The organism is Kitasatospora sp. NPDC054939 (assembly GCF_053610105.1).
Window position 1 is genome coordinate 1 of the sequence record NZ_JBSGXP010000077.1, and the last position, 24,473, is coordinate 24,473.

At 73.5% G+C, this 24,473-nt stretch carries 22 protein-coding genes and 1 pseudogene; 8 read left to right on the top strand and 15 right to left on the bottom strand.

Annotated elements, in window-relative coordinates; all coding sequences use genetic code 11:
* Both ACWGB8_RS21765 and ACWGB8_RS21770 read left to right on the top strand, forming a co-directional pair.
* The coding region (locus ACWGB8_RS21765) for an ABC transporter ATP-binding protein (protein ID WP_452215198.1) at window positions 1-493 on the top strand (493 nt) is incomplete at its 5' end.
* An 84-nt stretch (window positions 494-577) separates the two neighbouring features.
* Window positions 578-3,151 (top strand): ABC transporter permease, encoded by a 2,574-nt coding sequence (locus ACWGB8_RS21770; RefSeq protein ID WP_452215199.1) that lies wholly within the window; start codon window positions 578-580, stop codon window positions 3,149-3,151.
* A 171-nt stretch (window positions 3,152-3,322) separates the two neighbouring features.
* Here the strand turns inward: ACWGB8_RS21770 and ACWGB8_RS21775 are convergent, their stop codons facing one another.
* The gene (locus ACWGB8_RS21775) at window positions 3,323-3,970 is read right to left on the bottom strand and encodes an HNH endonuclease family protein (RefSeq protein ID WP_452215200.1); all 648 of its coding nucleotides are present in this window, start codon (window positions 3,968-3,970) and stop codon (window positions 3,323-3,325) included.
* A gap of 226 nt (window positions 3,971-4,196) precedes the next feature.
* A complete protein-coding gene (locus ACWGB8_RS21780) occupies window positions 4,197-4,988 on the bottom strand; it encodes a DUF4232 domain-containing protein (RefSeq protein WP_452215201.1) in 792 nt (263 codons plus the stop codon).
* Window positions 4,989-5,171: 183 nt separating this feature from the next.
* On the opposite strand from ACWGB8_RS21780, the gene ACWGB8_RS21785 reads away from it, so the two are divergent.
* The gene (locus ACWGB8_RS21785; protein WP_452215202.1) at window positions 5,172-5,444 is read left to right on the top strand and encodes a hypothetical protein; all 273 of its coding nucleotides are present in this window, start codon (window positions 5,172-5,174) and stop codon (window positions 5,442-5,444) included.
* Between the two features lie 134 nt (window positions 5,445-5,578).
* Here the strand turns inward: ACWGB8_RS21785 and ACWGB8_RS21790 are convergent, their stop codons facing one another.
* The 3 genes from ACWGB8_RS21790 to ACWGB8_RS21800 form a co-directional block, all read right to left on the bottom strand.
* On the bottom strand, window positions 5,579-6,370 hold the full coding sequence (locus ACWGB8_RS21790; protein WP_452215203.1) for an ABC transporter ATP-binding protein: 792 nt from the start codon (window positions 6,368-6,370) through the stop codon (window positions 5,579-5,581).
* Between the two features lie 357 nt (window positions 6,371-6,727).
* The gene (locus ACWGB8_RS21795; RefSeq protein ID WP_452215204.1) at window positions 6,728-7,147 is read right to left on the bottom strand and encodes a GNAT family N-acetyltransferase; all 420 of its coding nucleotides are present in this window, start codon (window positions 7,145-7,147) and stop codon (window positions 6,728-6,730) included.
* 13 nt (window positions 7,148-7,160) lie between these two features.
* On the bottom strand, window positions 7,161-7,781 hold the full coding sequence (locus ACWGB8_RS21800; RefSeq protein ID WP_452215230.1) for a CGNR zinc finger domain-containing protein: 621 nt from the start codon (window positions 7,779-7,781) through the stop codon (window positions 7,161-7,163).
* 103 nt (window positions 7,782-7,884) lie between these two features.
* Between ACWGB8_RS21800 and ACWGB8_RS21805 the strand changes: the two genes are divergently transcribed.
* Both ACWGB8_RS21805 and ACWGB8_RS21810 read left to right on the top strand, forming a co-directional pair.
* Entirely contained in the window at window positions 7,885-8,736 is an 852-nt protein-coding gene (locus ACWGB8_RS21805; protein WP_452215205.1) for an SDR family NAD(P)-dependent oxidoreductase, read from the top strand.
* Window positions 8,737-9,023: 287 nt separating this feature from the next.
* Entirely contained in the window at window positions 9,024-9,761 is a 738-nt protein-coding gene (locus ACWGB8_RS21810; protein ID WP_452215206.1) for an SDR family oxidoreductase, read from the top strand.
* Window positions 9,762-9,819: 58 nt separating this feature from the next.
* Here the strand turns inward: ACWGB8_RS21810 and ACWGB8_RS21815 are convergent, their stop codons facing one another.
* The 3 genes from ACWGB8_RS21815 to ACWGB8_RS21825 form a co-directional block, all read right to left on the bottom strand.
* The gene (locus ACWGB8_RS21815; RefSeq protein ID WP_452215207.1) at window positions 9,820-10,086 is read right to left on the bottom strand and encodes a hypothetical protein; all 267 of its coding nucleotides are present in this window, start codon (window positions 10,084-10,086) and stop codon (window positions 9,820-9,822) included.
* A gap of 222 nt (window positions 10,087-10,308) precedes the next feature.
* A complete protein-coding gene (locus tag ACWGB8_RS21820) occupies window positions 10,309-10,827 on the bottom strand; it encodes a VOC family protein (RefSeq protein ID WP_452215208.1) in 519 nt (172 codons plus the stop codon).
* A 227-nt stretch (window positions 10,828-11,054) separates the two neighbouring features.
* Window positions 11,055-11,606, bottom strand: a complete 552-nt coding sequence (locus tag ACWGB8_RS21825) for a carboxymuconolactone decarboxylase family protein (RefSeq protein ID WP_452215209.1) — start codon at window positions 11,604-11,606, stop codon at window positions 11,055-11,057.
* Window positions 11,607-11,756: 150 nt separating this feature from the next.
* On the opposite strand from ACWGB8_RS21825, the gene ACWGB8_RS21830 reads away from it, so the two are divergent.
* Together ACWGB8_RS21830 and ACWGB8_RS21835 are read left to right on the top strand one after the other, a co-directional pair.
* Window positions 11,757-12,332 (top strand): TetR/AcrR family transcriptional regulator, encoded by a 576-nt coding sequence (locus ACWGB8_RS21830; RefSeq protein ID WP_452215210.1) that lies wholly within the window; start codon window positions 11,757-11,759, stop codon window positions 12,330-12,332.
* Window positions 12,333-12,801: 469 nt separating this feature from the next.
* A complete protein-coding gene (locus tag ACWGB8_RS21835; protein ID WP_452215211.1) occupies window positions 12,802-14,985 on the top strand; it encodes an alpha/beta fold hydrolase in 2,184 nt (727 codons plus the stop codon).
* Here the strand turns inward: ACWGB8_RS21835 and ACWGB8_RS21840 are convergent.
* On the bottom strand, window positions 14,977-15,600 hold the full coding sequence (locus ACWGB8_RS21840) for a class I SAM-dependent methyltransferase (protein WP_452215212.1): 624 nt from the start codon (window positions 15,598-15,600) through the stop codon (window positions 14,977-14,979). The genes ACWGB8_RS21835 and ACWGB8_RS21840 overlap by 9 nt on opposite strands.
* 350 nt (window positions 15,601-15,950) lie before the next feature.
* Window positions 15,951-16,369, bottom strand: a pseudogene (locus tag ACWGB8_RS21845) (hypothetical protein); the annotation flags it as partial.
* Window positions 16,370-16,422: 53 nt separating this feature from the next.
* On the opposite strand from ACWGB8_RS21845, the gene ACWGB8_RS21850 reads away from it, so the two are divergent.
* On the top strand, window positions 16,423-16,836 hold the full coding sequence (locus ACWGB8_RS21850; RefSeq protein WP_452215213.1) for a hypothetical protein: 414 nt from the start codon (window positions 16,423-16,425) through the stop codon (window positions 16,834-16,836).
* Window positions 16,837-17,056: 220 nt separating this feature from the next.
* Here the strand turns inward: ACWGB8_RS21850 and ACWGB8_RS21855 are convergent, their stop codons facing one another.
* The 5 genes from ACWGB8_RS21855 to ACWGB8_RS21875 form a co-directional block, all read right to left on the bottom strand.
* On the bottom strand, window positions 17,057-17,296 hold the full coding sequence (locus ACWGB8_RS21855) for a hypothetical protein (RefSeq protein ID WP_452215214.1): 240 nt from the start codon (window positions 17,294-17,296) through the stop codon (window positions 17,057-17,059).
* A gap of 1,280 nt (window positions 17,297-18,576) precedes the next feature.
* The gene (locus ACWGB8_RS21860; protein ID WP_452215215.1) at window positions 18,577-20,832 is read right to left on the bottom strand and encodes an SGNH hydrolase domain-containing protein; all 2,256 of its coding nucleotides are present in this window, start codon (window positions 20,830-20,832) and stop codon (window positions 18,577-18,579) included.
* A gap of 132 nt (window positions 20,833-20,964) precedes the next feature.
* On the bottom strand, window positions 20,965-22,692 hold the full coding sequence (locus ACWGB8_RS21865) for a glycosyltransferase family 2 protein (RefSeq protein ID WP_452215216.1): 1,728 nt from the start codon (window positions 22,690-22,692) through the stop codon (window positions 20,965-20,967).
* Window positions 22,693-22,960: 268 nt separating this feature from the next.
* Window positions 22,961-23,497, bottom strand: a complete 537-nt coding sequence (locus ACWGB8_RS21870) for a GNAT family N-acetyltransferase (RefSeq protein WP_452215217.1) — start codon at window positions 23,495-23,497, stop codon at window positions 22,961-22,963.
* 250 nt (window positions 23,498-23,747) lie between these two features.
* On the bottom strand, window positions 23,748-24,383 hold the full coding sequence (locus ACWGB8_RS21875; RefSeq protein WP_452215218.1) for a TetR/AcrR family transcriptional regulator: 636 nt from the start codon (window positions 24,381-24,383) through the stop codon (window positions 23,748-23,750).
* Window positions 24,384-24,473 lie beyond the last annotated feature (90 nt).

Here is a 24,473-nt window from a genome sequence, read left to right on the forward strand (position 1 = left end):
GCGCCGCGACCACATCGGCTTCGTCTTCCAGGCCTTCAACCTGCTCCCCACCCTCACCGCCCTGGAGAACATCACCCTCCCCATGGACATCGCCGGCCGCAAGGCCGACAAGCAGTGGCTCGACCAGGTCGTGGACACCGTCGGCCTCTCCGGCCGCCTCTCCCACCGCCCCAGCCAGCTCTCCGGCGGCCAGCAGCAGCGCGTCGCCTGCGCCCGCGCCCTCGCCGGCAAGCCCGACATCGTCTTCGCCGACGAGCCCACCGGCAACCTCGACTCCCGCTCCGGCGCCGAGATCCTCTCCTTCCTGCGCAACTCCGTCCGCGAACTCGGCCAGACCGTCGTCATGGTCACCCACGACCCCGTCGCCGCCTCCTACGCCGACCGCGTCGTCTTCCTCGCCGACGGCCGCATCGTCGACGAACTCCACGCGCCCACCGCCGACACCGTCCTGGACCGCATGCGCCGCTTCGACGCCAAGGGCCGCACCAGCTGAACCCCGCGACGGGTCCGCCGGACCCGTCCCGCGGCCGACGCCACCGATCCAGCCCTCACCGAACTCCAGGACTGACACTCCCCCATGTACCGCACCGCACTGCGCAACGTGCTGGCCCACAAGGCCCGCCTGCTGATGACGACGCTCGCCGTCCTCCTCGGCACCGCCTTCGTGGCCGGCACGCTCGTCTTCAGCGACACCCTCGGCGAAGCCCTGAGGTCCCAGAGCGCCAAGAGCTACACCGACATCGCCGTCTCGGTCAGCGACCGCACCGCCGTCAGCAAGGGCTACGACCACGGCGGCGCCGCCGACCGCGGCCCCGGCCTCACCGAGGACGTCCGCAAGGCGATAGCCGGCCTGCCCGGCACCGCGGAGGCCCGCGGCGTGGTCACCGGCTTCGCCGGCATCGCCGACAAGAAGGGCGCCCTGATCGGCGACGGCTTCTCCACCACCGGCGCCAACTACGTGCCCGGCGCCGACGGCAAGGACCCGCGCTACCCGCTGGTCGACGGCCGCGGCCCGCAGAACGACCGCGAGATCGCCCTCGACCGCAGGACCGCCGAGAAGGGCGGCTACCAGGTCGGCGACACCGTCCGGGTGGCCGTCAACGGCCCGGTCATGGAGCTGAAGCTCACCGGCACGCTCACCACCAACGACCCCCGGGTCGTCTCCGGCGGCTCGCTCGCCGCCTTCGACACCGCCACCGCCCAGAACCTCTACCTCTCCCCCGGCCGCTTCGCCGAGATCGACGTCAAGGGCAAGCCCGGCGCCGACGACACCGCGCTGCTGGCCGCCGTCAAGGAGAAGCTGCCCAAGGGCGGCACCGACGACGGCGGCATCGAGGCCCGGACCGGCCGCGACCTCGCCGCGGAGCAGGACCGGCTGATCGAGGCCGGCACCAAGGGCCTGAGCACCGTCCTGCTGATCTTCGCCGGGATCGCGCTGTTCGTCGGCATCTTCATCATCGCCAACACCTTCACCATGCTGGTCGCCCAGCGCACCAAGGAGCTGGCCCTGCTGCGCGCCGTCGGCGCCAGCCGCAAGCAGATCACCCGCTCCGTCCTGGTCGAGGCGCTGGTGGTCGGCCTGATCGCCGGCCTGAGCGGTCTGGTCACCGGCATCGGCATCGCGGTCGGTCTGCGTGCCCTGCTGAACGGCCCGATGGAGGCCAACCTCCCCGACGGCCCGCTGGTCATCGCCCCGTCCACGGTGCTCTCCACCCTGCTCGTCGGCGTCCTGGTGACCGTGCTGGCCGCCTGGCTGCCCGCGCGCCGCGCCTCCCGGATCGCCCCGGTCGCGGCGATGAGCAGCGTCGAGCAGCCCGCCACCCAGAAGAGCCTGCGGGTGCGCAATGCGATCGGTGCGCTGTTCGCCGCGGCGGGCACCGCCGCGCTGGTGGCCGGCTGGTCCGCCAAGGAGTTCAAGCTGATCGGCCTGGGCGCCGCCGTGCTGATGATCGGCGTCTTCGTGCTGACCCCGCTGCTGTCGCGGCCACTGATCGCCCTGTTCGCCCCGCTGCTGAACAAGCTGTACGGCATGTCGGGCAAGCTGGCCCACGAGAACGCCGTCCGCAACCCGCGCCGCACCGCGGCCACCGCCTCGGCGCTCACCATCGGCGTCACCCTGATCACCGCACTCACCGTGGTCGGCGCGTCCGTGAACAAGGCCGTCGACGAGTCGATGGCGATCGACAGCAAGGCCGACTACACGGTGGCGATGTCGAACTACTCGATGCTGGCACCCGAGGTCACCGCCCAGATCGCCAAGGCGCCCGGCGTCACCGTCGCCAGCCCGATGCGCACCGTGGCGGTCGAGACCGCGGACGGCGCCGACACCCACTGGCTGACCGCGGTGGACGCCACCACCATCGACCAGCTGGCCACCGTCAAGGTCACCGCCGGTTCGGCGGACGCCCTCAAGCAGGGGCAGCTGCTGGTCAGCAGCGACAGCGCGGAGCGGCAGGGCCTCAAGCTCGGCCAGACGCTGGCCGTCGGCTACCCGGACGGCACCAAGGGTTCGCTGACCATCGGCGGCCTCATGGAGCACACCAGCCTGCTGAGCGGCATCATCGCCCCCGAGGCCGTGGTCGGCCCGCACGCCATGCCCGGCACCGGTCTGGACAAGGTGCTGGTCAAGGGCGCGAACGGCGCCGACGCCAAGCTGAAGCAGGCGCTGCGCGACGCCACCGGCGGCAACCCGCTGATCGCCATCAAGGGCGAGAAGGACATCAAGGCGGAGAACCGCGCGATGGTGACCGCCGTCCTCAACATGACCTACGGGCTGCTCGGCATGGCCGTGGTCATCGCGGTGCTCGGCGTGATCAACACCATGGCCATGTCGGTCTTCGAGCGCCGCCGCGAGATCGGCATGCTGCGGGCGATCGGCCTGGACCGGCGCGGCATCGGCCGGATGGTGCGCCTGGAGTCGCTGCTCATCGCCCTGTTCGGCGGGCTGGTCGGCGTGGGCCTGGGCGTCCTGACCGCCTGGGCCGCCAACGGCGCGATCAGCAAGGCGTTCAAGAACATCACCACCGTCGTGCCGCCGGTGCAGATACTGGGCTTCCTGGTCGCCGCCGCCGTGATCGGCCTGCTGGCCGCCGTCTGGCCGGCCCGCCGCGCCTCGCGGATGGACATCCTGGGCGCGATCAAGAGCGAGTAGCAGTCCCGCACTACTGCGGTCGTGCAGCCCTGTACTGCTGCGGTCGTACAGTCCTGCACTGCTGCAGTCGTGCAGCCCTGGGCGCACGCGGTGCGCATGGGTGGAGCCCCGGCCGGAACGGGTACCGGCCGGGGCTCCGGCATGTGCGCCCGGGAGGGCGGGAACGTTTCCTCAGCAGCCGTTGAGGATCGAGGTCAGCGCGGTCTTCTCGGCACTGTCGACGGCCAGGCCGTAGTGGTACTTCACCTGGACCCAGGCGCGGGCGTAGGTACAGCGGTACGACGCCTGGGGCAGCCACTCGGCCGGGTCCTGGTCGCCCTTGGTGCGGTTGGAGCTCGCGGACACGGCGATCAGCTGCGGACGGGTCAGGTCGTTGGCGAAGGCCTTGCGCTTGTCGGTCGTCCAGGACCACGCGCCCGAGCGCCAGGCCTCGGCGAGCGGCACCATGTGGTCGATGTCGAAGCTGGAGGCGTTGGTGGTGGTGACGTTGTCGTACACCGAGAACCAGCTGCCGCTGACGGAGGCGCAGGCGGCGTCGGTGAGCACGTTGCTGCCGTCGCGCTTCAGCACGGTCTCACGGGTGTTGCAGGTACCGGCGACGGTGCTCCAGTGCGGGAAGAGCGTGCGGTCGTAGGTGTCGGCGTGCGAGTCGGCCGCGACCGTGAGGGTGGTCAGGTAGGTACGGGCGGTGGAGGCCGGGACGGGCGTCGGCAGGGCGGCCCGGGCGTCACCGGCGCCGGTCAGCAGGGTGGTGGCGGCGAGCAGCAGAATGCCGAACGCGGCCAGCAGGGCACGGTGGAGCGGGCGTATCGCGGACATGGGGGAGCTCCAGGGTGAGGGTGGGCAGGCGGAAGCACCCGGGCAGGGGCGGCCCTGCCGGGCGCCAACCAGCTTGCCGCCTACGGTGTTTACGCGGGTAGACCCTGGAAGTGAACTTTTGAGTGATGATCATCTCGTCGCGCCGGGTGGCGTGCGCCGGCCACCGTGCCGCGCGGCGGCGGCCGGTCGGCGTTCCTACAGCACGCCACCCTGCGCCGAACGGCCGTCAGTGTGCGGGGAACAGCACGCCCCGCTCCGCCGCCTGGAACGAACCCACGGTGAACCCGCCCGACGAAACGGGGAGTTGGGGAACGCTCTGACGGCGCTGATCGAGCACACCGGCAACCAGCCGCGTGGTCTGGTCCGGCGGGGTCAGCACCAGCGAAGCCACCTGCGTGCAGGACGATTCGGACGTGGAACACGCCGTCCACTTGATACCCGCGTACGCCGACGCCCCCGACTTGAGGAGGAATTCCACCGGCTCGGCCGGGTGCGGCTCGCGCCTGACCCCCGTCCTCGCGTCGGTCCCGTCCGCCAACTGCCCGCCGATGGCCGGGTAGCCGTGGACCGTGCAGGCACCCTTGCCCCGGTTGGTGAGCACCAGCACCGCCGAACCGGGCCCCCGCACCTCCACCATGGCGCTCAGGTCGGCCGTGCGGCAGCGCGTTCCCGGGGTACCGGAGGAGGTCCCGCCCGACGGCGAGGGCTTCGACTGCGTCGGCACCGCGGTGGAGCCGCCGGTGGCGCCGCCCGTCGTGCCGGACGTCGTACCGCCCACGGTGCCGCCCGTCGCACCCGAGTCCGAGCCGCCGTGCTTGGAGGACGAACCGTGGCCCCGCTTGGACTTTCCGCCGCTGCAACCGGCGGCCCCCGTCACCAGCAGGGAGACCGCGAGCAGGGCGGCACCGGTCGCGGCGGCCCGCGACCGCCGGCGGTCGCGGCGATGACAGCGGTGGTGGCGGTGAAGACTCATGGCGGATCCCCCGAAGTATTTCGCGCTCATTGCACTGCTGTTCATCCGTCAGCACGAGTAGCGTGCTTGGTCAGTTGCATCACCGGACTGGATGATTGCCGTGACCTGCCTCACACTTGACGGGCCGACCTGTCCGTGGCGGGTGCCACAATGGTTCGGTACGGGTGGATTTCGGGGCAACGGGGATATGCAGGACTGTACGGGGCGCACAGGGACGGGGGTACGGGCATGGACACCCGCACGATCACGGCCGAGGGCTCGGACGGCCACCAGCACGCCATTCGCATCACACACGGCCCCGGCGACGACCGGCACGTGGTGTGCGACAGCTGCGGCTACCGCCGCCGGGCGGCGGTGTTCGCCCGGGCGCGGGCCGAACAGCACCTCACCGATTCGCACGGCGCGAGCGGACTCCAGGTGGAGTACCGGGCGCTGCCGTACGTGCTCTGGCTGATCGCCTTCATCGTCTTCGTGGTGGTGATGGCCGGCATGCGGCCGTAGCCGGGTTGCACCCCGGCCCGTCGGCCCTCCTCGTTCGGGGGCCGACGGGAAGGGCGGGCGGCGGGCCGCCGAGGAGGGCCGAGGCGGTGAGTCCCGGGGTGAGGGCTACCGGCTGAGGGCTGTCGGGGCGAGGGCTACCGGACGGGCGTCCGGCGGGCCGCCGCGCGGGCGGTCCACCGCCCGTCGTGGCGGGTGATCCGGATCGGGTGACCGAAGCAGTCGCTGACCAGCCCGGTCGTCAGCACCTCGGCGACCGGCCCGGCGGCCACCGTCTCCCCGCCGCGGAGCAGCAGCGCGTGCGTGGTGCTCTCCGGCAGTTCCTCCAGGTGGTGGGTCACCAGCACGCTCGCCAGCTCCGGGTGCTGGTGGCGCAGCAGGTCGAGGCTGTCCAGCAGCAGTTCCCGGGCCGTCAGGTCGAGTCCGGTGGCCGGCTCGTCGAGCAGCAGCAGTCGCGGGCTGGGCATCAGCGCGCGGGCGATCAGGGCCCGCCCGCGCTCCCCCTGGGAGAGCGTGGTCCACGCCGCCCGCGCCATCGCGGTCATCCCGAGCGTCTCGATCAGCTGCTCGGCCCGCTCGACCTCCTCGGGCGAGGGCTTGCGGTAGAGGTCCGGCTCGATGGTGTTCGCCGCGCCGGTGAGCACCACCTCGCGGACGGCCAGCGGAGAGCGCAGCGGGTGCCGCGGGTTGACGTGCCCCAGGTGACCGCGCAGTTCCCGGATGTCCACCCGGCCCAGCCGCTTGCCGAGCACCTCGACCTCCCCGCGGGTCGGATGCGACACCGCGCCGAGCAGGGAGAGCAGGGTGGTCTTGCCGGCCCCGTTCGGTCCGAGCAGCGCCCAGTGCTCACCGGGCCGGACGGCGAGGCTGATCCCGCGCAGCAGGTACCGGCCGTCCCGCACCACGTCGACGCCCCGGGTGCGCAGCACGGCGTCCGGCGGGCTGCCCGGTTGCGTCGGAGCCGGCTGGGGCGGAGTCGGCTGCGGGTCCGACTCCGTCGGGTTCGCCTGCGGGCCAGGCTGCGTCGGGTCCGCCTGCGGGGTGCTCGCCGGTCGGGAATTCGGTCCCGGACTGCTGCTCATCGGCGGGTCTGCCTCCTTCGACCTGCGGCGCTGCACCGGCCCGCCCCCTCTGACGGGCCCGCGCCGACCGTCCGCGTGCAGACTACAACCGTCCCGGCCGACCCCCGCCGCACCGTCCGCAGTCCGGAACGGGACCGGCCGCCCGGACCCCGGCCGACACCCCCCTCCGCACGGGCTGCCCGGGCCGCCCCGCCGGGCAACCGGTCAGAGCCGCAGCAGCCCGGCCCGGGTCGGGGCGAAGCCGCAGCCGTCGAAGTAGAACGGGACCAGGTGCTCCTCGAAGTCCACGTGCAGCCACTGGCACCCGGCCGCCCGCGCACCCTCCGCGGCCAGCTCCACCAGCCGGACACCGGCCCCGGCCCTGCGGTGCGGAGCGGCCACCACCGTGTCGAGCAGGAACGCGTGTGCGCCGCCGTCCCAGGCGACGTTGACGAAGCCGACCAGTTCCCCGCCCGACCCGTCCGGACCCGTCGCGGTCCGCGCACAGACCCACCCGAGGCTGTGCCGCTCCACCTGCCGGCGCCACTCGGCACCCTGGGACTCGTAACCGAAGCCGGCCGCGTGCAGGGCGTCGAGTTCGGCGTCCTCGAAGGCGCCGCGCCAGTCGTAGCCGATCGTTCTCACCGGTAGGGCGGCCTCACGCAGCGGACGGCGCGTCGCCGCCCTCGCGCTGCCGCCGGCGGTGTTTGCGCATGGACACCTGCGAGCCGCAGCCGGTACTGCAGTACAGCCCTCCCCCGTTGCGGGTGCGGTCGAGGAAACCGAAGTGGCACGGGGGGTTCCGGCACGCCTTGATACGCCCCCAGTCGCTGCTCTGCGCGACCGTCGCCACCGCAGCTAGCACGGTCCCGAACACGCGCGGAACCCCCGACTGCGACGAGGTCAGCTCCACGCCGCCTGCCGTGACCACCGCCGCCAGCGGGTAGAGCGAACCCGCACGTTGCAGGCAGCGCTCGGCACGCAGCAGCGGCTCACCCAGGCTTTCGTCATCGCCCGAGTGTGCGAGCAGCACGGTCACCAGGGCGTCACGCAGCTCGCGCGCGACGGCCGCGTCGGCGTCGGTCACTACGGTTTCGCCGTCGCACTCGCCGCGCTCGTCGCACTCCGCCAGCCACGCCGCGAAGGAGTCCCCGTCGCCGAACAACTCGCGGCGACCCGACCCGTCCGCGCGCGTGTTCACGAACGCAAGCACGGTCTCCACGGTCGGCGCGACGGTGCGGGGACTGGTTTCGGGGGATCCGGCTGCCACAGCGCCCATCCTCTCACAGTACGTCAGCGCGATCAGCACTAATCCAGATAGCAAGCAACCAATCAGCCGATCAAGGTTGACCTGTTGTGTGCTAACATCATACGGTCGCAACATGAATGGAACATCCAACCAGCAGGCCCTTCCCCGCACCTGGCTGATCACCGGCGCGACGTCCGGCATCGGTCGCGAACTGACGCTCCAGGCCCTGGAGAACGGCGACACCGTCTCGGCCCTCGCCCGCGACACCTCCCCCCTGGACGAACTCGCACAGGCACACGGTGAGCGCCTGCTCCTCGTCCAGGCGGACGTACGCGACGAGCGAGCCGTCCGGGACGCCGTGGAAGGCACGCTCGCCCGGTTCGGCCGTATCGACGTCGTGGCCAACAACGCGGGATACGGGCTGTTCGGAGCCGTGGAGGAGGCCTCCGACACGCAGGCCCGGGCCGTGTTCGACACCAATGTCTTCGGAGTGCTCAACGTGCTCCGCGCAACGCTGCCGGCGCTCCGCAGCCAGCGGTCCGGGCACATCCTCCAGGGCTCGTCGATCTACGGGCAGTCCGCCCACCCCGGCGTGGGCCTGCTGGCCGCCACCAAGCACGCGGTCGAGGGGCTGTCGGACGCGCTCGCGGCCGAGGTCGCACCGCTCGGCATCAAGGTCACGATCATCCAGCCCGGGCTGACCGCGACCCCCTTCCTCGCCAACCTCGACGTCGCCCCCGGCCTGGGCGACTACGACCGGACCGTCCGCGCGGTGCAGAAGGGCATCGGAGAACTGCCCGCGTCCGCGTTCTCCGCCGCGGCACGGATCGCCGCAGGCATCCGGAGCGCGGTCGACAGCCCCAACCCGCCGCTGCGCCTGGCCCTCGGTTGCGCCGGCGCGCAGGACATGCGCCGCGCCCTGGACGCACGGATCGCCGACCTGGACAGCTGGCAGCACGTGACCGACGCCGTCGACAGCCGGTAATCCACCCATCCGCCGGGACCGTGGTCACGGCGGGGGGCCACGGCGGGGGGCCACGGCGGGGGGCCACGGCGGGGGAACCCGGCCCTCATCGCCCCCGCCCGCCCGTGACCGGCGGGTCCGGGTCGAAGCAGCGGAAGACGGCTTCGACCCGGAACCCCGTCCCGAGGTCCCGAGGTCCATGGCACCCCGGATCGATCACCTTCTGATGGTCTGACAAGCTGATCATCGATCGTCCGGGGGATCCCCCTGGCCCGCAGCACGTCCAAGCTCCCCACGAAGGACAGGCCATGCCCCTCACCGACCGCCGCATCGTCATCACCGGCGCCGGACGCGACTTCGGCCGCTCCCTGGCCCACCGCCTCGCCGGACTCGGCGCCGAACTCTTCCTCGCTGCCCGCACCCTGGAGGCCGCCGAGCGCGTGCGCGACGAGCTGCGCGGCCTCGGCCACGACCGGGTGCACGCCTTCGCCTGCGACCTCGCCGACCCCGCATCGATCCGCACGTTCGCCCGGGAACTCGCCGACCGCACCGACCGCGTCGACGTCCTGGTCAACAACGGCGCCCGCTGGCTGGCCGGCGAGGACCTGCTCTCGGCCTCCGACGAGGACGTCGTCGACACCATCGCCTCCGGCGGCACCGGCACCGTCCTGGTCACCAAGAACCTGCTGCCGCTGCTGCTCGCCTCCGAACGGCCCGACGTGGTCACCATGGTCTCGGTCTGCGGCGTCCCCAACTACCGGCACCCCAGCGCCCACGAGGCGTACTACGCCGCCAAGAACGCCCAGCGCGGCTTCACCGAGGCCCTCTCCCGCCGCCTGCGCCCGCAGGGCGTCCGGGTGATCTCGCTCTTCCCGCCGGACTTCGACAGCGGCCGCGACCCGCTCGCCGCCGACTGGGACGCCGTCCCGCGCACCGCCCAGGACCCGCTGTCCGCCCAGTCGGTGATCGACTGCGTGGTCTTCGCGATCCAGCAGCCCCGGGACTGCTTCATCAACGCCTTCCACTTCGAGTCCCTGAACGACTGAGCCCCGCCGAGCAGGTCGGGGCCGGTACGGGCCGGTCGGGCGGCGTGTCGGGGCCGTCCTACCCGGCCGCAGGGGGCGCGGGTACTGCGGTGCCCTCGTCCTGCGGGGAGAGGTTCGTCGCCAGGACGTACACGGTGTCCGATGCGGCATCGAAGTGGAGCGTGGCGGCGTCCCCCCGGGCCAGGCCCCGGTCCAGGGCCGGGCTGTGGACCCAGGCCGCGCCGGCAGGCAGGTGGGCGGCCAGATCGGCGGGGGCCGTCGGGAGCCTGACCTCCCGCGGCTTCTCGTTCTCCGGGGCCGGCGGCGGTGATCCGCGCGACCGCACCGGGGACGAGCTTCAGCACCGCCTCGCACCGGACGTCCGTCAGTCGCGTGCCGCCGCCCCCCACTGTTCCCCACCCGTCGCCTGCCTCGGACGTGCACCGGCCCTGCCCGACCAGGCATGTCGGGCCTCATCCGTCGCCTCGGGTGAACCGGGCGGACCGGGCGGACCGGGCGGACCGGCGCCCACGGTACGGGACCGCCCGCAGCCCGCCCCGGCGGTCGGTCAGTTCGGCGCGGCCGGGGGTTCCCGGTGCTCCGGCTCCTGGAGCGCACCCGACACGTACTCCATCGCGCGGGTGAACACGGGATCGGTCAGCCGCCGGCCCATCTCCTCCTCGTCGACGTCCTCGATGTGGGTCTGGATCCACCACAGGTTCCCGAACGGATCCCGGACCCGACCGACCTTGTCGCCGAAGAACAGGTGCGTGACCTCCGTGACGGACGTCCCGCCCGCCTCCACCGCCCGCCGGTGAACGGCCTCCGCGTCCTCCACGTACAGCCGGACGAACGCCGGTGTCGGCCCCCAGCCGGGCGGACTGTCGAACGCCATCAGCCGCCCGTTCCCGATCCGCAGCTCGGCATGCCCGATGCTGCCGTCCTCCAGGACGAACCGCCCGAGGTCCTCGGCGCCGAAGGCCCTCACCAGGTAGTCGATGAGCCCGGCGGTGTCGCTGCCGATGATCCAGGGCGTGACGGTGGTGTAGCCGTCCGGAACTGCCTTCACCGTGTGACTGTCGCTCATGGGACGAAGGTAGGCGCCGTGCAGGTCGGTTCCTGTCCGCAATGCGACGGCGCCGGGTGTCGCGCCGAAGGCGGCCGGGGCGCGCAGGTCCGGAACCGCCACGCCCCGGCCGAGGGGTCGACCGGGGCGCGGCGGGCGTGCTGCGGTGGGGGTGCGGGGGTCGGTACGGGGTTGGTACGGGTTCGGTGCGGGTGGTGATGTGGGTGGTGGTGCCGGATCAGGTCCGCTCAGGTCCACTGGTCGGCGGGGGCGGTGTTGGGAACGGGCTTGCCGATGAGGGCGAGGGGGGTGAAGAAGCCGACCTGCCCGATGGCGAGGGTGAGCGTGGTGAGGGCCTTGGGGTCGTAGAGGGCGGCAGCGCGGGTGTAGAGCTCGTCGGGGACCCGCTCGCCGGTGGGGTTGGGCGTGAGGACGGCCTCGACGAGTTCGAGGGCGATGCGTTCGGCGTCGGTGAAGTACGGGGCGGTCCGCCAGGTGGCGACGGCGTCGATGCGCTCTTCGCTCTCACCGGACTTGCGGAGGGTCGAGGTGTGCAGGGCGGTGAGGTACGTGCTGCCGACGAGCTGGCCGGCACGGAGCTGGAGGAGGGCGATGGTGGCGCGGGGTACGGAGCGGTTCCCGGTGGCGCGGAAGAGCCAGCCGGCCAGCTCCTTGAGCTCGGGCACCTGCTCGATCGGGTCGGACATCCGGGAGGTGGGTCGCGCGGTGGCGGTGGGCGTGGTCGCCTCGGTGGTGGCGGAGGTGGTGGGCTCGGTAGTGGTGGCGGCTGCGGTGTTCATGGGGCTTCCCCTTCGGGCTTGTTCGGTTGCCTTCACCCCTCTGACGGAGCCCGCGCCACGGATGTGACAGCCCGCGCGAAGAAATCTTCCGCCGTCCCGCTGCCGCAACCACGTCGACAAAAATATGTAGGCCGGTCTATTGTTTCCCGCATGGGAGTCAAGGGCGAGGAGACTCGCGCCCGGCTGATCGCCGGCACGCGCGCGCTGATCGAGGCGCAGGGGTACTTCGGCACCGGGTTGAACCAGGTGCTGGCCGAGAGCGGGGCGCCGCGCGGGTCGCTGTACTTCCACTTCCCCGCGGGCAAGGACCAGATGGTCACCGCCGCGCTGCTCCAGGCCGGGCAGGAGATCGAGGAGCTGCTCAAGTCGCTGGCCGGCGAGGGCCTCAGCGCCGCGGTCATCGCACGACGGCTGATGGACCTCTTCGCCGACCGGCTGGAGGAGTCGCAGTTCGCCAAGGGCTGCCCGATCGCGACCGTCGCGCTCGAAGTGGCGGGGAGCAACGAGGAGCTGCGCCGGGTCTGCGCCGGGATCTACGAGAACTGGCAGCAGGTCATCACCGACCGCCTGATCGCGGAGGGGGGAAGCCCGGAATCCGCCGAGGGCGCCTCGGGGCGGGCGCTCGCCCAGATGCAGGGCGCACTGCTGCTGGCCCAGGTCCACCGCAGCCACACCCCGCTGGAACAGGCGTCCCGCGCCGTACAGCTGCTGCTGACCGGGAACTGACCCACCACCGGGGTGCACGCCGGCAGCGGCGCGCACCCCGGGTGAGCGCGTCGGGGTACTGGCCGAGCGGGGCCGGGGGCCGAGGCTGACGCCGAAACGGCCCCGGACCGGGACCGGAGCGGGCCAGAGCGGACTGGGCGCAGGAAATATGCAGACCGGTCTACCTGGGGCCGCTCGCGAGCCGCGAATATGTCGACCGGTCTACAGACCCTGACGCACCTTACGGCAATCGGGACCGGACGGGCACCGCACGCCATGAATCCGCACCCTTTGCCCATCAGGAATATGTAGACCGGTCTACATCGAGCACGCCAGACCCGCTCACTCGCCATCTCACCGCTCACCGCTCACCGCTCACCGCTCACCGCCGGACCATCCGCCACCCACGCGCCCTCGCCCCACACCCGCACCCAGGCCCGCACGCCCAAGAAATATGGCGATCGGTCTACATAAAATCTAGGAGGAACCCATGCAGAACCCCACGCCACACCCTCCCCGCACCCTCGTTCTCGGGGCCACCGGCTTCCTGGGCCGCTGGCTCGTCCGCGAACTCCTCGCCCAGGGCAAGCCGGTCGCCGTCGGCATCCGCGGCGGCGCCCGCCCCTCCGCCACCACCCCCGCCGGCGCGCTCGGCGCACCCCACACACCCGGCGCACCTGCACGCCCCACCCGGGACGCCGAGCTGCGACAGTGGCTGCGCGAGCACGGCGCCGACGACCGGAACCTCACCACCGTCGCGGCCGACATCACCCGCCCCGGGCTCGGCCTCTCCCCCGCCGACGACGACCTGCTGGCCGACGTCCGCGACGTCTACAACCTCGCCGCGCTCTACAGCTTCGGACTGGGCCGGGCCGAAGCGCACGCGGCGAACGCCGACGGCGCCCTGCACGCCCTCCGGTGGGCAGCCACCCGCACCCGGCTGCGCCGCCACATCCACCTCTCCGGATACCGGGTCACCAGTACCGACGGCACCCACAGCACCCACGGCACCCACAGCACCGACGCTTCCGGCACCGTGGGCACCGCCGACAACACCGGCGGTCGGACCGAGCCGGGCGGGGCGCCCGACGTCGTCCCCCGTTACCCCCTCCCCGCCCACGAGGTCGACACCCTCTACGCCCGTCTCGGCGCGTACGAGGCGTCCAAGACCATCGGCGACTCTGCCGTCCGGGTGATGGCCGGCCGGCTCGGGGTGCCGCTGACCACGGTGAACCCGAGCAGTGTCATCGGGCACTCGGAGACCGGCGAGGCCGCGCAGTACATCGGGCTGGCCGACCTGGTACGGCAGTTGTGGACGGGGCAGCTGCCGTTGCTGCCCGGTTCGGCGCGTACGTTCCTGCCGGTGGTGGCCATCGACCACCTCGCACGGTTCCTCGCCGCGGTGCCGGAGTACGACGACGGGGCTGTCCACATGCACACCGTGCTGGATCCGTCCACGCCCGAACTTCCCGCGCTGATCAGCATGTTGGCCGATCACCTCGGTGTCCGACCGCCGCGCGGGACGGTTCCGACGGCGGTGGTCCGACGCCTGCCGCGCGCGCTCACGGGCGCCGACCCGGAGACGCTGTCCTTCCTCTCCGAGGACCGCTACGACACCGCCTCCGCCGACCGACTCGCCGACGCCGCGGGCCTGCGCCAGACTCCCGTGGAAGCCTTGCTGACCCGCTGGGCGGAACGCCTGGTGGCCGAGCGCTTCGGCGCGGGCGCCGGCACGACCGGCGGCAGCGGCGGCAACGGCGGTACCGGTGGCAGTGCAGGGGGCAACGGCGGCGCGAGCGCCCTCACCGCCACCGGACGGTTCGCCGGAATCGCCGGCAGCCGGACGTTCGTCGCCGGGGACCGCGAGCAGCCCTCGTACGTGCTGCTGCACGGGCTGCCGGTCGACGCCGACTCCTGGCACGGTGTGGCGGAGCGACTGGGCGAACCCGTCCTGCTCGCCGACCTGCCCGGCCTCGGCCGTTCCTCCCCGGCCCGCATCGGCTCCACCGCGAGCAGCCCGATCACCCCGAGCACCGCCTCCACCCCGAGCACCGCGCGTACCCTGCAAACCCCGGCGACCCCGCACACCCAGGCGACCGCCGCGCCGTTCACCCCCTCCACCACCGACCGTTGGCTCGCCGAGCTGCTCGCTCCTGTGCGGAGCAAGCCGGTTCTGGTGGGCCACTCGGCCGGGACGGCGCCGGCGCTGCGGTACGCGGCGGCGCACCCCGAGCGGGTGGCGGGGGTCGTCCTGGTCGCGCCGTACTTCCTCCAGCCGCGTCCCGGGCCACTGCTGCGCACACCGGCCGTCACCGCGCAGTTGCTGCGCCGGGCGCAGCCCGGGAAGCTGGCGGACCTCCTCGGCGTGCCGGCGGACGATCCGATCGTGGCGGGCACGGCGGAGCAGCTGCGTCGGCCCGGGGTCGCGCGGCGCACGGCGGCGTGGCTGCGCGCGGGCCAGCAGCCTGCCGAACGGGCCGCGCTGGCGACCCTGTTGCGCACCTGCCCGGTGCCGGTGCTGCTGGTGGCCGGTGCAGCGGACCCGCTCACCACGGAAGGGCGCGACGCCTCGCCGTGGCCGGTGACCGTCCTCGCCGGCGCCGGGCACTACCCCCAGCTCAGCTGCCCGGACGAACTCGCCGCCACGATCGCGGAGTTCGCCGCGTCACTGTGACCGGACGGCCGGGGCCGCCCGTCGGAGCGCGAGTTCGCTCCAGCGGACGCCGCCCCGGCCGTGCAGGTCGGCGCGTTCCGCCCGGTGGATCAGCTCCAGGCCTCGGGCGTGGGCGAGTTGCAGGATCTCCTCCGTGGGGGCGTCGAACATGCGGCGCCCCACCGGGACCGGACCGTGCCGGACCGTCATGAGTACCTGACCGCCGTCCGCCAACAGCTCGACGATCGCATCCATCGCCAACGGCCGTTCCTCCTGGGCCAGATGCATCCAGACAGCGGTGAGCAGCACCAGGTCGAAGCGACGGTCGTCGGCACGGAGGACGGGCAGGGTGGGGAGGGCGTCGTCGATCCAGGTGATCGCGCTGTCCGGGTGGAGGCGGCGGCCGTGGGCGCGGAGTTCGGCGGTCGGTTCGACGGCGACCACCCGGTGGCCGAGGGCGGCCAGCGCGGCGGCGTCACGGCCGGTGCCGGCACCGATGTCGAGGATGTCGCTCGGGGCCTCCGGGAACAGGTGCAACATCTCCCGGTGGACCTCGGAGAAGGCCACCTCCTCGTACTGCACCGCGAGCCGGTCGGCCTCCTCGGCGTAACCGGCGTTGCTGGCGAGGGTGTTCACGCGTGCCCTTCCGTCGATCGATTTCGGTCGGCAGTGGGGCGCGCCGTCCGTCCGGGGCCCCTTCGAGCGTCCCGGTCGACGCCGGACGTCCGGTTCCGCACCGCGCGAACGGTTCCGCACCGAGCGGTCCGGTTCCGCAGGGAAGGATCCCTACCGGCCCCACCCCGCAGATTGCTTCCCGTCAGGGCTGCGTCCACTGCTCCGCACCCGAATCTACCTCTGCGCTGCGGCTCCACAGTTCACGGGTCACCACCAGCACGCCGTCGGCGCTCGCCGAACGAGGACGCAGACGAGGACACGAGCAGACGAGAACGCGAACGCGAACGGATCGGACGAGGCGACCGGGCACGTCAGTCCCCGACGAACCACAGCCGGCTCCCGGGTGTCGTCGCGCAAGACTTCAGCTGCGCCGCAAGGTCGGTCACGGCGGCTGTCCGTGATTCGTCGGCGCAGCGCTGCAGCAGTCCCGCGATGCCGAGCATGGCGTGGTGGGCGCCGGCGCCCTTGAGCCGGCGGTCACGGAGGATCCTCCAGGTCTTCATCCGGGCACATCGTGTGACCCGGGCGCGGACCTGCTTGTACAGTGCTTCGACTGCCCAGCGACGGAGTGGTCATGGGTGGGTACGAACGTGCCGTCCACGATGAGTACGGGGCCCTCGCGGTGCCGCTGCCGCTGTTGGAGCGCCGGCAGCGGCCCCGGGTGGTCGACGATCCGATCGGCTGCGGACTTCGAGGTGCCGAACAACGGGGCGAGCTGCCGCAGCGTCAGGACGAGGCCCAACTCGGTGGCTCGGACGGTTTCGGCGTGAGAGCCTCACGATCATGGCCTCTGAAACCGATGTGGGAGAGCTGTTGCACCGGCGCGGCTGGCGGACGGCGTTCACGGTCGCTGAGAGTGTGCACGCGTGGGCCGACCTGGTGGGCGTCATCGAGCGCGGCTACGACGACCACATCCACGAGTACACCAACGACCTCTACTGCCGAAACTGGCTCCACGAGGCGTGGCTCCTGCTGGACGAACACCTCGTCCAGCTCTGGACCCCGCAGATCAAGGCCCTGGACGATCGGTACAGGGCCGCGACCGTCGACGACGACGGCCAGGCACTCGACCAGTTCCACCGGGTGCCCGGCCCCGATCTGTGGTGGTGGCGGCGACACCCCCGCATCCTCACCGGCGACCTCGGCCGAGCGCTGCGCTCGGCCGGTGCCATCGGCACTGACCCGGACACGGCATGACCCTCATTCCGGCGGGGTGACGGGACAGCCCGTAGCCGGCAGTGGCGGGCGGCCTCGACGCGAGGTCGGGGCGGGACCGGGCGGGACCGGGCGGGGATCCGCCGTTCCGGCCTGGTGGAAGATCACGTGCCGGGCACGTCCTGGCCCGGCTCGGCCGTGGACGGCCCACGGCGTTCGCCGCCGGGGCACGTCGCCCGGAAGGAGGAAGGACGACGGCAGGTCAGGCCTCGCCCGGGTGCCACGCGGGCCACTCCCAGGGGCGGTCGGCCCACTGGACGCGGGTGGGGTCGTGGGGGTCGAGGTCGGGGAAGAGCTGGTGGATGCGCGGCTCGAACTCCTCGGGCGCCAGCGGCTCCCAGCCGTGGCCCTCGAAGCGGACCAGGCGGTAGCGGCTGTCGGTGCGGAACTCGGCGATCTCGACCAGGGGCCCGGTCGCCATGTCACTGCTGTTGGATGCCATGACCCCAGCATGTGACGGCCCGCCGAGGAGCGCACGCGGGTTGCGGCAGGCAGCGGACACCGCAACGCCGAACGACGGACACCGGGCGACCCAACGCCAGGCGACCCAACACCGGACAACGGACAACAGCCGCCGGACCGACCGGCGACACACCTCGCCCGGCGACGCGCACCGCCACGACACACGGCGCACCGCCGAAGGGTCCGACGGGGCCCCCGGGGCACAGGCGAACGGCAGCCCGATGCCGTCCGCACCCCTCTTCCGGGTCATGTCCGGTCGCCGCCGCGCTCGTTGAACACGCCGACAGCTCGGTGGCGGAGGAAGGACGAACGATGGACGGGCAGTGGCAGTGGCCGGAGCAGGCACGGTTGCCGCAGCAGCCGACGGGCCCGGCCACGCCACCGGCCGGCCCCCGAGACCCGAATCCCCATCCGAACCCGAACCCGGCCGCGGCCGTGGGCGGACCGATCCCGACTCAGGCCGCCCACAGCCCGGCCCCGACCACCCTCCCTCCGGACCCACCGCAGGGCGCCGCGGGCACCCGTCCGCCGTACCTGCCGCCGCCGGTCCCGGTGCCCTCGCCGGGACCGGGGTCCGCCGGCACGGCAGGCCGGTCGCGGAACCGGCGGCGTACGGTCCGGTGGCTGACGGCGGGCGGGGCGGTCGTCGTCCTCGCCGCCGTCCTGGTGACGTGTGCGCCGCGTTCGGGTGAGGAGTACGGCCCGCTGGTCGCGCTGCCGGAGGGGTCGCCCTCCTCGGGCCCGACCAGCCTGGTGCCGGTGCCGCCGCCACCGTCCGTCCCGGCGGCTCCCGGTCCGGCAGCGGCGGCGGCCTCGCCGACCCCGGGCGCAGGTTCGGGTTCGGGACAGGGAGAGGGCGAGGGCGAGGCGAGTCCGTCCGAGGCGGCGGCGACCGGAGCGGCCGAGCCCGAGGAGGCGGGCGGAACGGACGGCGACGCCGCCACGACGAGCGGTGCCGCCCCGTCCGTGCCCCGACCGAAGCCGGTGCGGACCCCGCGCCCGGCTCCGGCCCGTACGTCCCCGCCGGCGCCGGCGCCCGCTCCCGCGACCGGGAAGGCGCCGTCCCCTCGACCGAACGGCAGTGAACCGGGAGCGGGTGCCGGCACCCTCTGTGACCAGGCCGAACGCTTCGGCCGCTGGGCCCCGGGCTCGGAGCAGGCCAAGCTCTGCCGCAGTATCTACGGCTGACCGCGCCGGAACCCTCCGTCCGCCCCGGCACCGGTCGACCCAGCACCCCCAACCCGTCAGCTCCTCAGCCCCTCAGCCCATCAACCCCCGGTCCAGCCGCGGCGCGAGCACCTTGGCCAGGGTGTCGGTGATGTGTCCGGTGTCCCGGTAGAGCACCACGCCCTCCAGGACCGCCGGGCAGTCCGCCCCGGTGCCGGGGCAGAGCAGCCCGCCGAGGTCGAGGACGCGGACCCGGTACCGTTCGGCGAGGCCGCCGTCCGTCAGCGGGTCGCGCTCGAAGGCCGTCTCCCGGGGGAAGAAGCAGGCGTCGGAGCGGCCGTCGGCGGCGGCCAGGCAGGTCGGGATGTCCTTGCCGGGCATCGGGGTGTCGGCGAGGTAGGCGAGCGGGGCGCCGGTGGCGGCGAGGCGGTCGAGGGTGCGGGTCCACCCGTCGGCGCGCTCGTCCTGGCTGCCGTACCGGTTGAGGCCGGCCATCACGATCAGGCGCGGCTTGGTGCCGGTGGCGAGCCGGGTGAGGGTGTGCTCGCGCCAGCGGTCGCACTCCTCGAAGGTGCGGCCGAGGACGTTGTTGCGCACGGTCATGGTGGCGAGCGGGCAGCCGGGCTTGACCAGCACCTCCAGCGCCCAGTTCCGCTGCTCGGCCATGGCCAGGACGCCGGAGATCCACTGCCCGGCGTGCGAGTCGCCGATGAGGACGATCCGGTCGGGGCTCTGCTCGTTGCCGAAGAGGCAGCGCGGGCTGCGGTCGGTCTGGAGCGGGATCTCGCAGCCCTTGCCGGGCGGGAAGTCCTCGCGGACGCGGGCGAGCGAGGGGGTCAGCGCGGGCACCAGGGTGCCGGGGGCCAGGAGGTCGGGGCCGTCGACGGCGCCGGCCGGGACGACCACCGCCGCGCCGGTCTCGCCGAGCGCCCGGACCGTGCCGCCGCCGAGTGTGAGGGCGGCGATCAGCGGGATCACCAGCGCGCTGGCGCCGACCGCGAGGCCGCGGCGCGGTGCCGGGCTGCTGCCGTAGCGCAGCGGCTCCTCGACCAGCCGCAGGGTGAGCCAGGCGGGTAGCGCGCAGGCGGCGGTGAGGGCGGCCAGGACGGTCCACGGCAGGGCGCCGTACCGGGCCTGGGCGATGGTCAGCACCGGCCAGTGCCACAGGTACCAGCCGTACGAGAGGCGGCCTGCGGCGCGCAGAGGGCGGGTGGCGAGCAGGCGTCCGGCGTCGGTCGCGGTCAGGGTGCGGCGGGCGGGGCCGGCCAGCAGGAGCGCGCCGGTGCCGAGGACGGGCAGCAGTGCGGCGCTGCCGGGGAAGGGGGTGTCGCGGTCGTAGGTGAGGACGGCGAACAGCACGGCGGCGGCGCCGGCCCAGCCGAGCAGTCGGAGGCCGGCGTCGAGCGCCCGGTCGGCCACGGCGGCGCGCCCCGCGACCGCGACCGTCCCCGGGGCGGCGGATGCCCGTCTCGCCAGGGCCGCGGCCATCAGGGCGACCAGGGCCCCGACGGCGAACTCCCAGAGCCGGCTGGCGGTGGAGAAGTACGCGACCGGCGCCGAGTCGGCCGTCCAGCGCAGGCAGAGCAGCAGCGAGACCGCGCCGACGGCGGCGGTCGCCACCGCGGTCGCGGCGGTGCGGCGACGGCCGGTGAGCAGGCGGGCGAGGCCGAGCAGCAGGACGCCCCACAGCAGGTAGAACTGGTTCTCCACGCCGAGCGACCAGAAGTGCTGGAGCAGGCTGGGGTCGCGTTCGGCGGCGAGGTAGTCGGTCTGCCGGCCGACGAAGCGCCAGTTGGCGAACTGGCCGGCGGCGGCGACCAGGTCGCGGGCGAGGTCGGTGCCGCGCAGCGGGTCGAGCAGCAGGCCGCCGGCGAGTGCGGTGGCGACCAGCACGGTGGCGGCGGCGGGCAGGATGCGGCGGGCGCGGCGGGCGGCGAAGTCCCACAGGCCGATGGGGCGGGCGATCAGCATCCCGGTGATCAGGAAGCCGGAGATGACGAAGAAGACGTCGACTCCGACGTAGCCGCCGGCGAAACCGGGCACCGCGGCGTGGAAGGCCAGGACGGCGAGCACGGCGATGCCGCGCAGCCCCTCGATGTCGGGGCGGAAGGCGGCGCGTGCGCGCGGGGCTTCACGGGTGGCCGCGGGGAGGGCGCCGGGGCCCTCGGCCCTGGTGGCGGGTGCGGCGGCATCGCCCCGGGACTTCCCGAGGACGACGGTGGCGGGTGCGGCGGCATCGCCCCGGGACTTCCCGAGGACGGCGGTGGCGGGTGCTGCCGACTCGCCGTCATCGGCGTCGGCGGGCGGGCCGTCGCTGTGGACGGCGTTCGGTGGTACGGCCGTTGACACGGCGGTGCTCCTTGACTGTCTGGCTGCGGTTGTCGGGGCCGCCAGGCCGATGGGGCGGCCGGGCGGCGGTTCCGCGCCGGTGGGGCGACGCGCAAGGAAGCGGCTCGGGTGGAGACGCGGGGAGGTGCCGGCTCAGAAGAGCAGCGGATCCGCCCACCCGGAGGCGAGCAGCCCGAGCAGCAGCAGGACGGCGGTGAGCGCGACCGCTTCCGCCCCGCCGAAGCCCAGGTCGGAGGTGCGCCGCGTCGGCGGGGCGACCTCGGCGGCACCGGCGCGCTCGCCGCCGCGTACCAGCGGGAGCAGTTCGCGGACCAGCGGCAGCATGGTGTAGCCGGTCAGCGCCAGCAGCAGGGTGAGCGCCCAGTACGGCTGCCAGCCGTGCAGGACGGCGGCGCGGACCAGGCCGACGGCGCCGGCGACCAGGACCAGCCCGAGCCAGAGGACGCCGATCCGGCCGACCGTCCGGGCGAGCGAACTGCCGCCGGAGACGGCCCCGGTGGGCACCCAGTCGGCGCTGCGCCGCCGCAGGGCGTGCGCGATGGCGACCACGTGGCAGAGTCCGCCGAGGAGTTGGACGCGGGTGACCTCGAAGCGCCAGCGGGTGCGGGACATCGCGGGCAGCAGGACCAGGGCGACCCAGATGGGCGGCAGGAAGGGCAGGACCTGCCAGGGTTCGATCTCGGTGGGCCGGAAGTACAGCATGATCAGGGCGGGCAGCGGGATGGCGAAGACGTTCACCGCGCTGGTGACGTAGCCGAGGATGCCGTTCCAGAAGCAGAGCCGGGCCGAGCGGGGCAGGGGTCCGCGGCGGAAGCCGGGGTCGCGCAGCAGGGCGAGCGAGCCGAGGCACCAGCGGTACTGCTGGCTGATGAAGGCGGGCAGGCCGGTGGGCGACAGGCCCTTGGCGACCAGCGCGGGCACGTACCGGGTGGTCCAGCCGGCGCGGGCGAGGGAGAGTCCGGTGTAGAGGTCCTCGCTGTGGTCGATCTCCGCGAAGCCGCCGACCCGTTCGAGGGCGGCGCGCCGGTAGAGGGCGTTGGTGCCGCAGCAGACGGTGCCATCCTGGGCGTCCCGGGAGGGCTGGATCCAGCGGTAGAAGATCTCCTGGGTCGCGCCCGCGGCCCGTTCCAGCCAGGACATGTCCGGGTCGGTGTCGAAGCACTGCGGGGACTGCACGATGCCGACCTCGGGGTTGTCGAGGTACGGGACCAGGTGGTGCAGGAAGTCGGGGCGCGGGCAGAAGTCGGCGTCGAGGACGGCGATGACGTCGCCGTTGCCCTCGGCGAGGCCGTGGTTGAGGTTGCCGGCCTTCTTGAAGCGGCCCCGGTCGGGGCGGGCGCGGTACTGGAAGCCGTACGACGCGGCGAGTTCGCGCACCTCGGGGCGGTCGGCGTCGTCGAGGACGTACACGCTCAGGGCGCCGGGCCAGCGGACGGCGGCGGTGTGCCGGTAGGCGTTGTCGAGCACCGCGAGGGGTTCGCCGCAGGTCGGCAGGAGCAGGTCGACACCGGGGTGGCGGTCGGGTCGCCAGGCGCGCAGCAGCAGGTCGTGCGAGTCGCGCGTGTAGCGGCGGGCGCGCTGGCCGTCGGTGATGGACAGCAGCCAGGTGACGCCGTTGAGCACGGTCATCGCCAGGAACGGCCAGAGCAGCGGGCGGCTGAGCGCGAACAGGCCGAGCGTCACGGTGGCGCCGGCGTAGGAGAGGGTGGCGCAGAGCAGCACCCAGCGGCGCTGCGGGCCGAAGTACCAGTAGAGCTCCTGGTCGTCGGGCGGGCTGGGCAGGCGGGTGGGTCCGTCCGCGGGTGTGCGGTGCGGAGCGGATCCGGTGGTGGGCATGGCGGTGCCATGGAGTACGGGCATGCGGAAAGGGCCCCCCTGGGCGTGGACGGAACCGAGCCGTTCCCCGCCAGCCTCTCATATTGGCCTAGACCAATGATGAACGAGGTGTGTCGGCCCGACATCCTTGCAGGTCACAGGGTCTGACGGAGCATCAAGCCCGGAACGCCTGTCTCAAGGAGTGGTCACTCCGGCCCCGCCACACCCCCCACCACACCCACCACACCCGCCACGCCCGCCACGCCCGCCACTCGCCCCGGGCACGCCGAGCGGTCCGCGGCCCGTACGGGGCTCAGACCCGGCCCAGCTCCTTGCTCAGCTTCTCGAAGCGCAGGTCCGGGCGGCGCGGGATGCCGAAGCGCTCGTCACCGTACGGGAAAGGGGAGAAGATCCCGGTGCGGCGGAAGCCCCGGCGCTCGTACCAGGCGATCAGCTCGGGGCGCTGCTCGATGACGGTCATCTCCAGTTCGGTGACGCCCCACTCCTCCGCGGCGTACCGCTCCGCCTCGGCCAGCACGCGCCGTCCGAGGCCCCCGCCCTGCCGGCCCGGGCGCACCGAGAACATCCCGAAGTACGCCTGCTCGCCGCGGCGCTCCAGCTGGCAGCAGGCGAGCAGTTCGCCGCCGTCCTCGGCGAGCAGCACGACCCCGTCGGGGTGGGTGACGGCCGCCTCGACGCCCTCAGCGTCGGTGCGCTGGCCGTCCAGCAGATCGGCCTCGGTGGTCCAGCCGCCCCGGCTGACGTCGCCCCGGTAGGCGGACTCGACCAGGGCGAGCAGGGTCGGCACGTCGGCCGGGGAAGCGGTGCGGAAGGCGAGCGAGTCGGACATGGCGGTGAGGATCCTCTCCCGTCGGGGCGTACGGTCGCGCGGGTCGGCGGCCCGGGGGCGCCGCACTGGTCGACCGCCCCCTCCGCATCGTGCCACAGTGCCCGAACCACCCCGACGGGCCAGGTCGGGCGCACGCGCCGGCCCCGCCGGAGGCCCGCCGGGCCCGTGGCGGACCCCCGCCGAAGGCCCGCCCGACCCGTCGCGGACCCCCGCCCCCCTGCCCGGTCGACTCGGAACCCCGCGCCCGGTGTCAGGCCCCCGCGCCCAGCATCCGGAGCACCAGCTCCCCGTAGCGGCGGCCGAGCTCCTCCGGGGTCTCGGTGCTGTTGCCGGTGTACCAGCGGGAGACGTCGATGCCGAGCGAGGTGACGGCGCGGGCGGCCGTCCGCACCTCGGCGACGTCGAACAGGCCGGCCGCGACGCCCTCCTCGATCACCTCGGTGACCGTGCGCTCGATGGCCAGCCGCAGTTCGCCGACCACCGCGAAGTCCTCGGCGGGCAGAGCGTGCAGCTCGTAGTTGACCACCCGGCCGACCGTTCGGCCCTTGGCGTGCCAGGCGGTGAAGTCCTCCACCAGCCGCCGCATCCGCACCACCGGGTCGCCGCCCGCGGCCACGGCCTGCCGGACCAGCGCCAGGGTGGCGGCGTGGCCGGCCCGGCTGATCTCGGCCAGCACCGCCGCCTTCGAGGGGTAGTGGATGTAGAGCGCGGCCGGGCTCATCCCCGCCCCGGTGGCGATGTCCCGGGTGGTGGTGGCGTGGAATCCGCGCTCTGCGAAGGACTCGACGGCGGCCTGGAGCAGCCGGCGGGCGGCCTCCGGGCGGTCGTCGACGCCCGCTTCCCCGGGCAGGGTGGTCCAGAGGTCGGCGATGGGCGTGCTGGTCATGGCGCCATCCTCCCAGAAGTCGTACAGGCATCCGGTCCCACCGGCCCGGGGCCGCCGCCGTGGGCGCCCCGGAACGGACCGGGGCGGGAC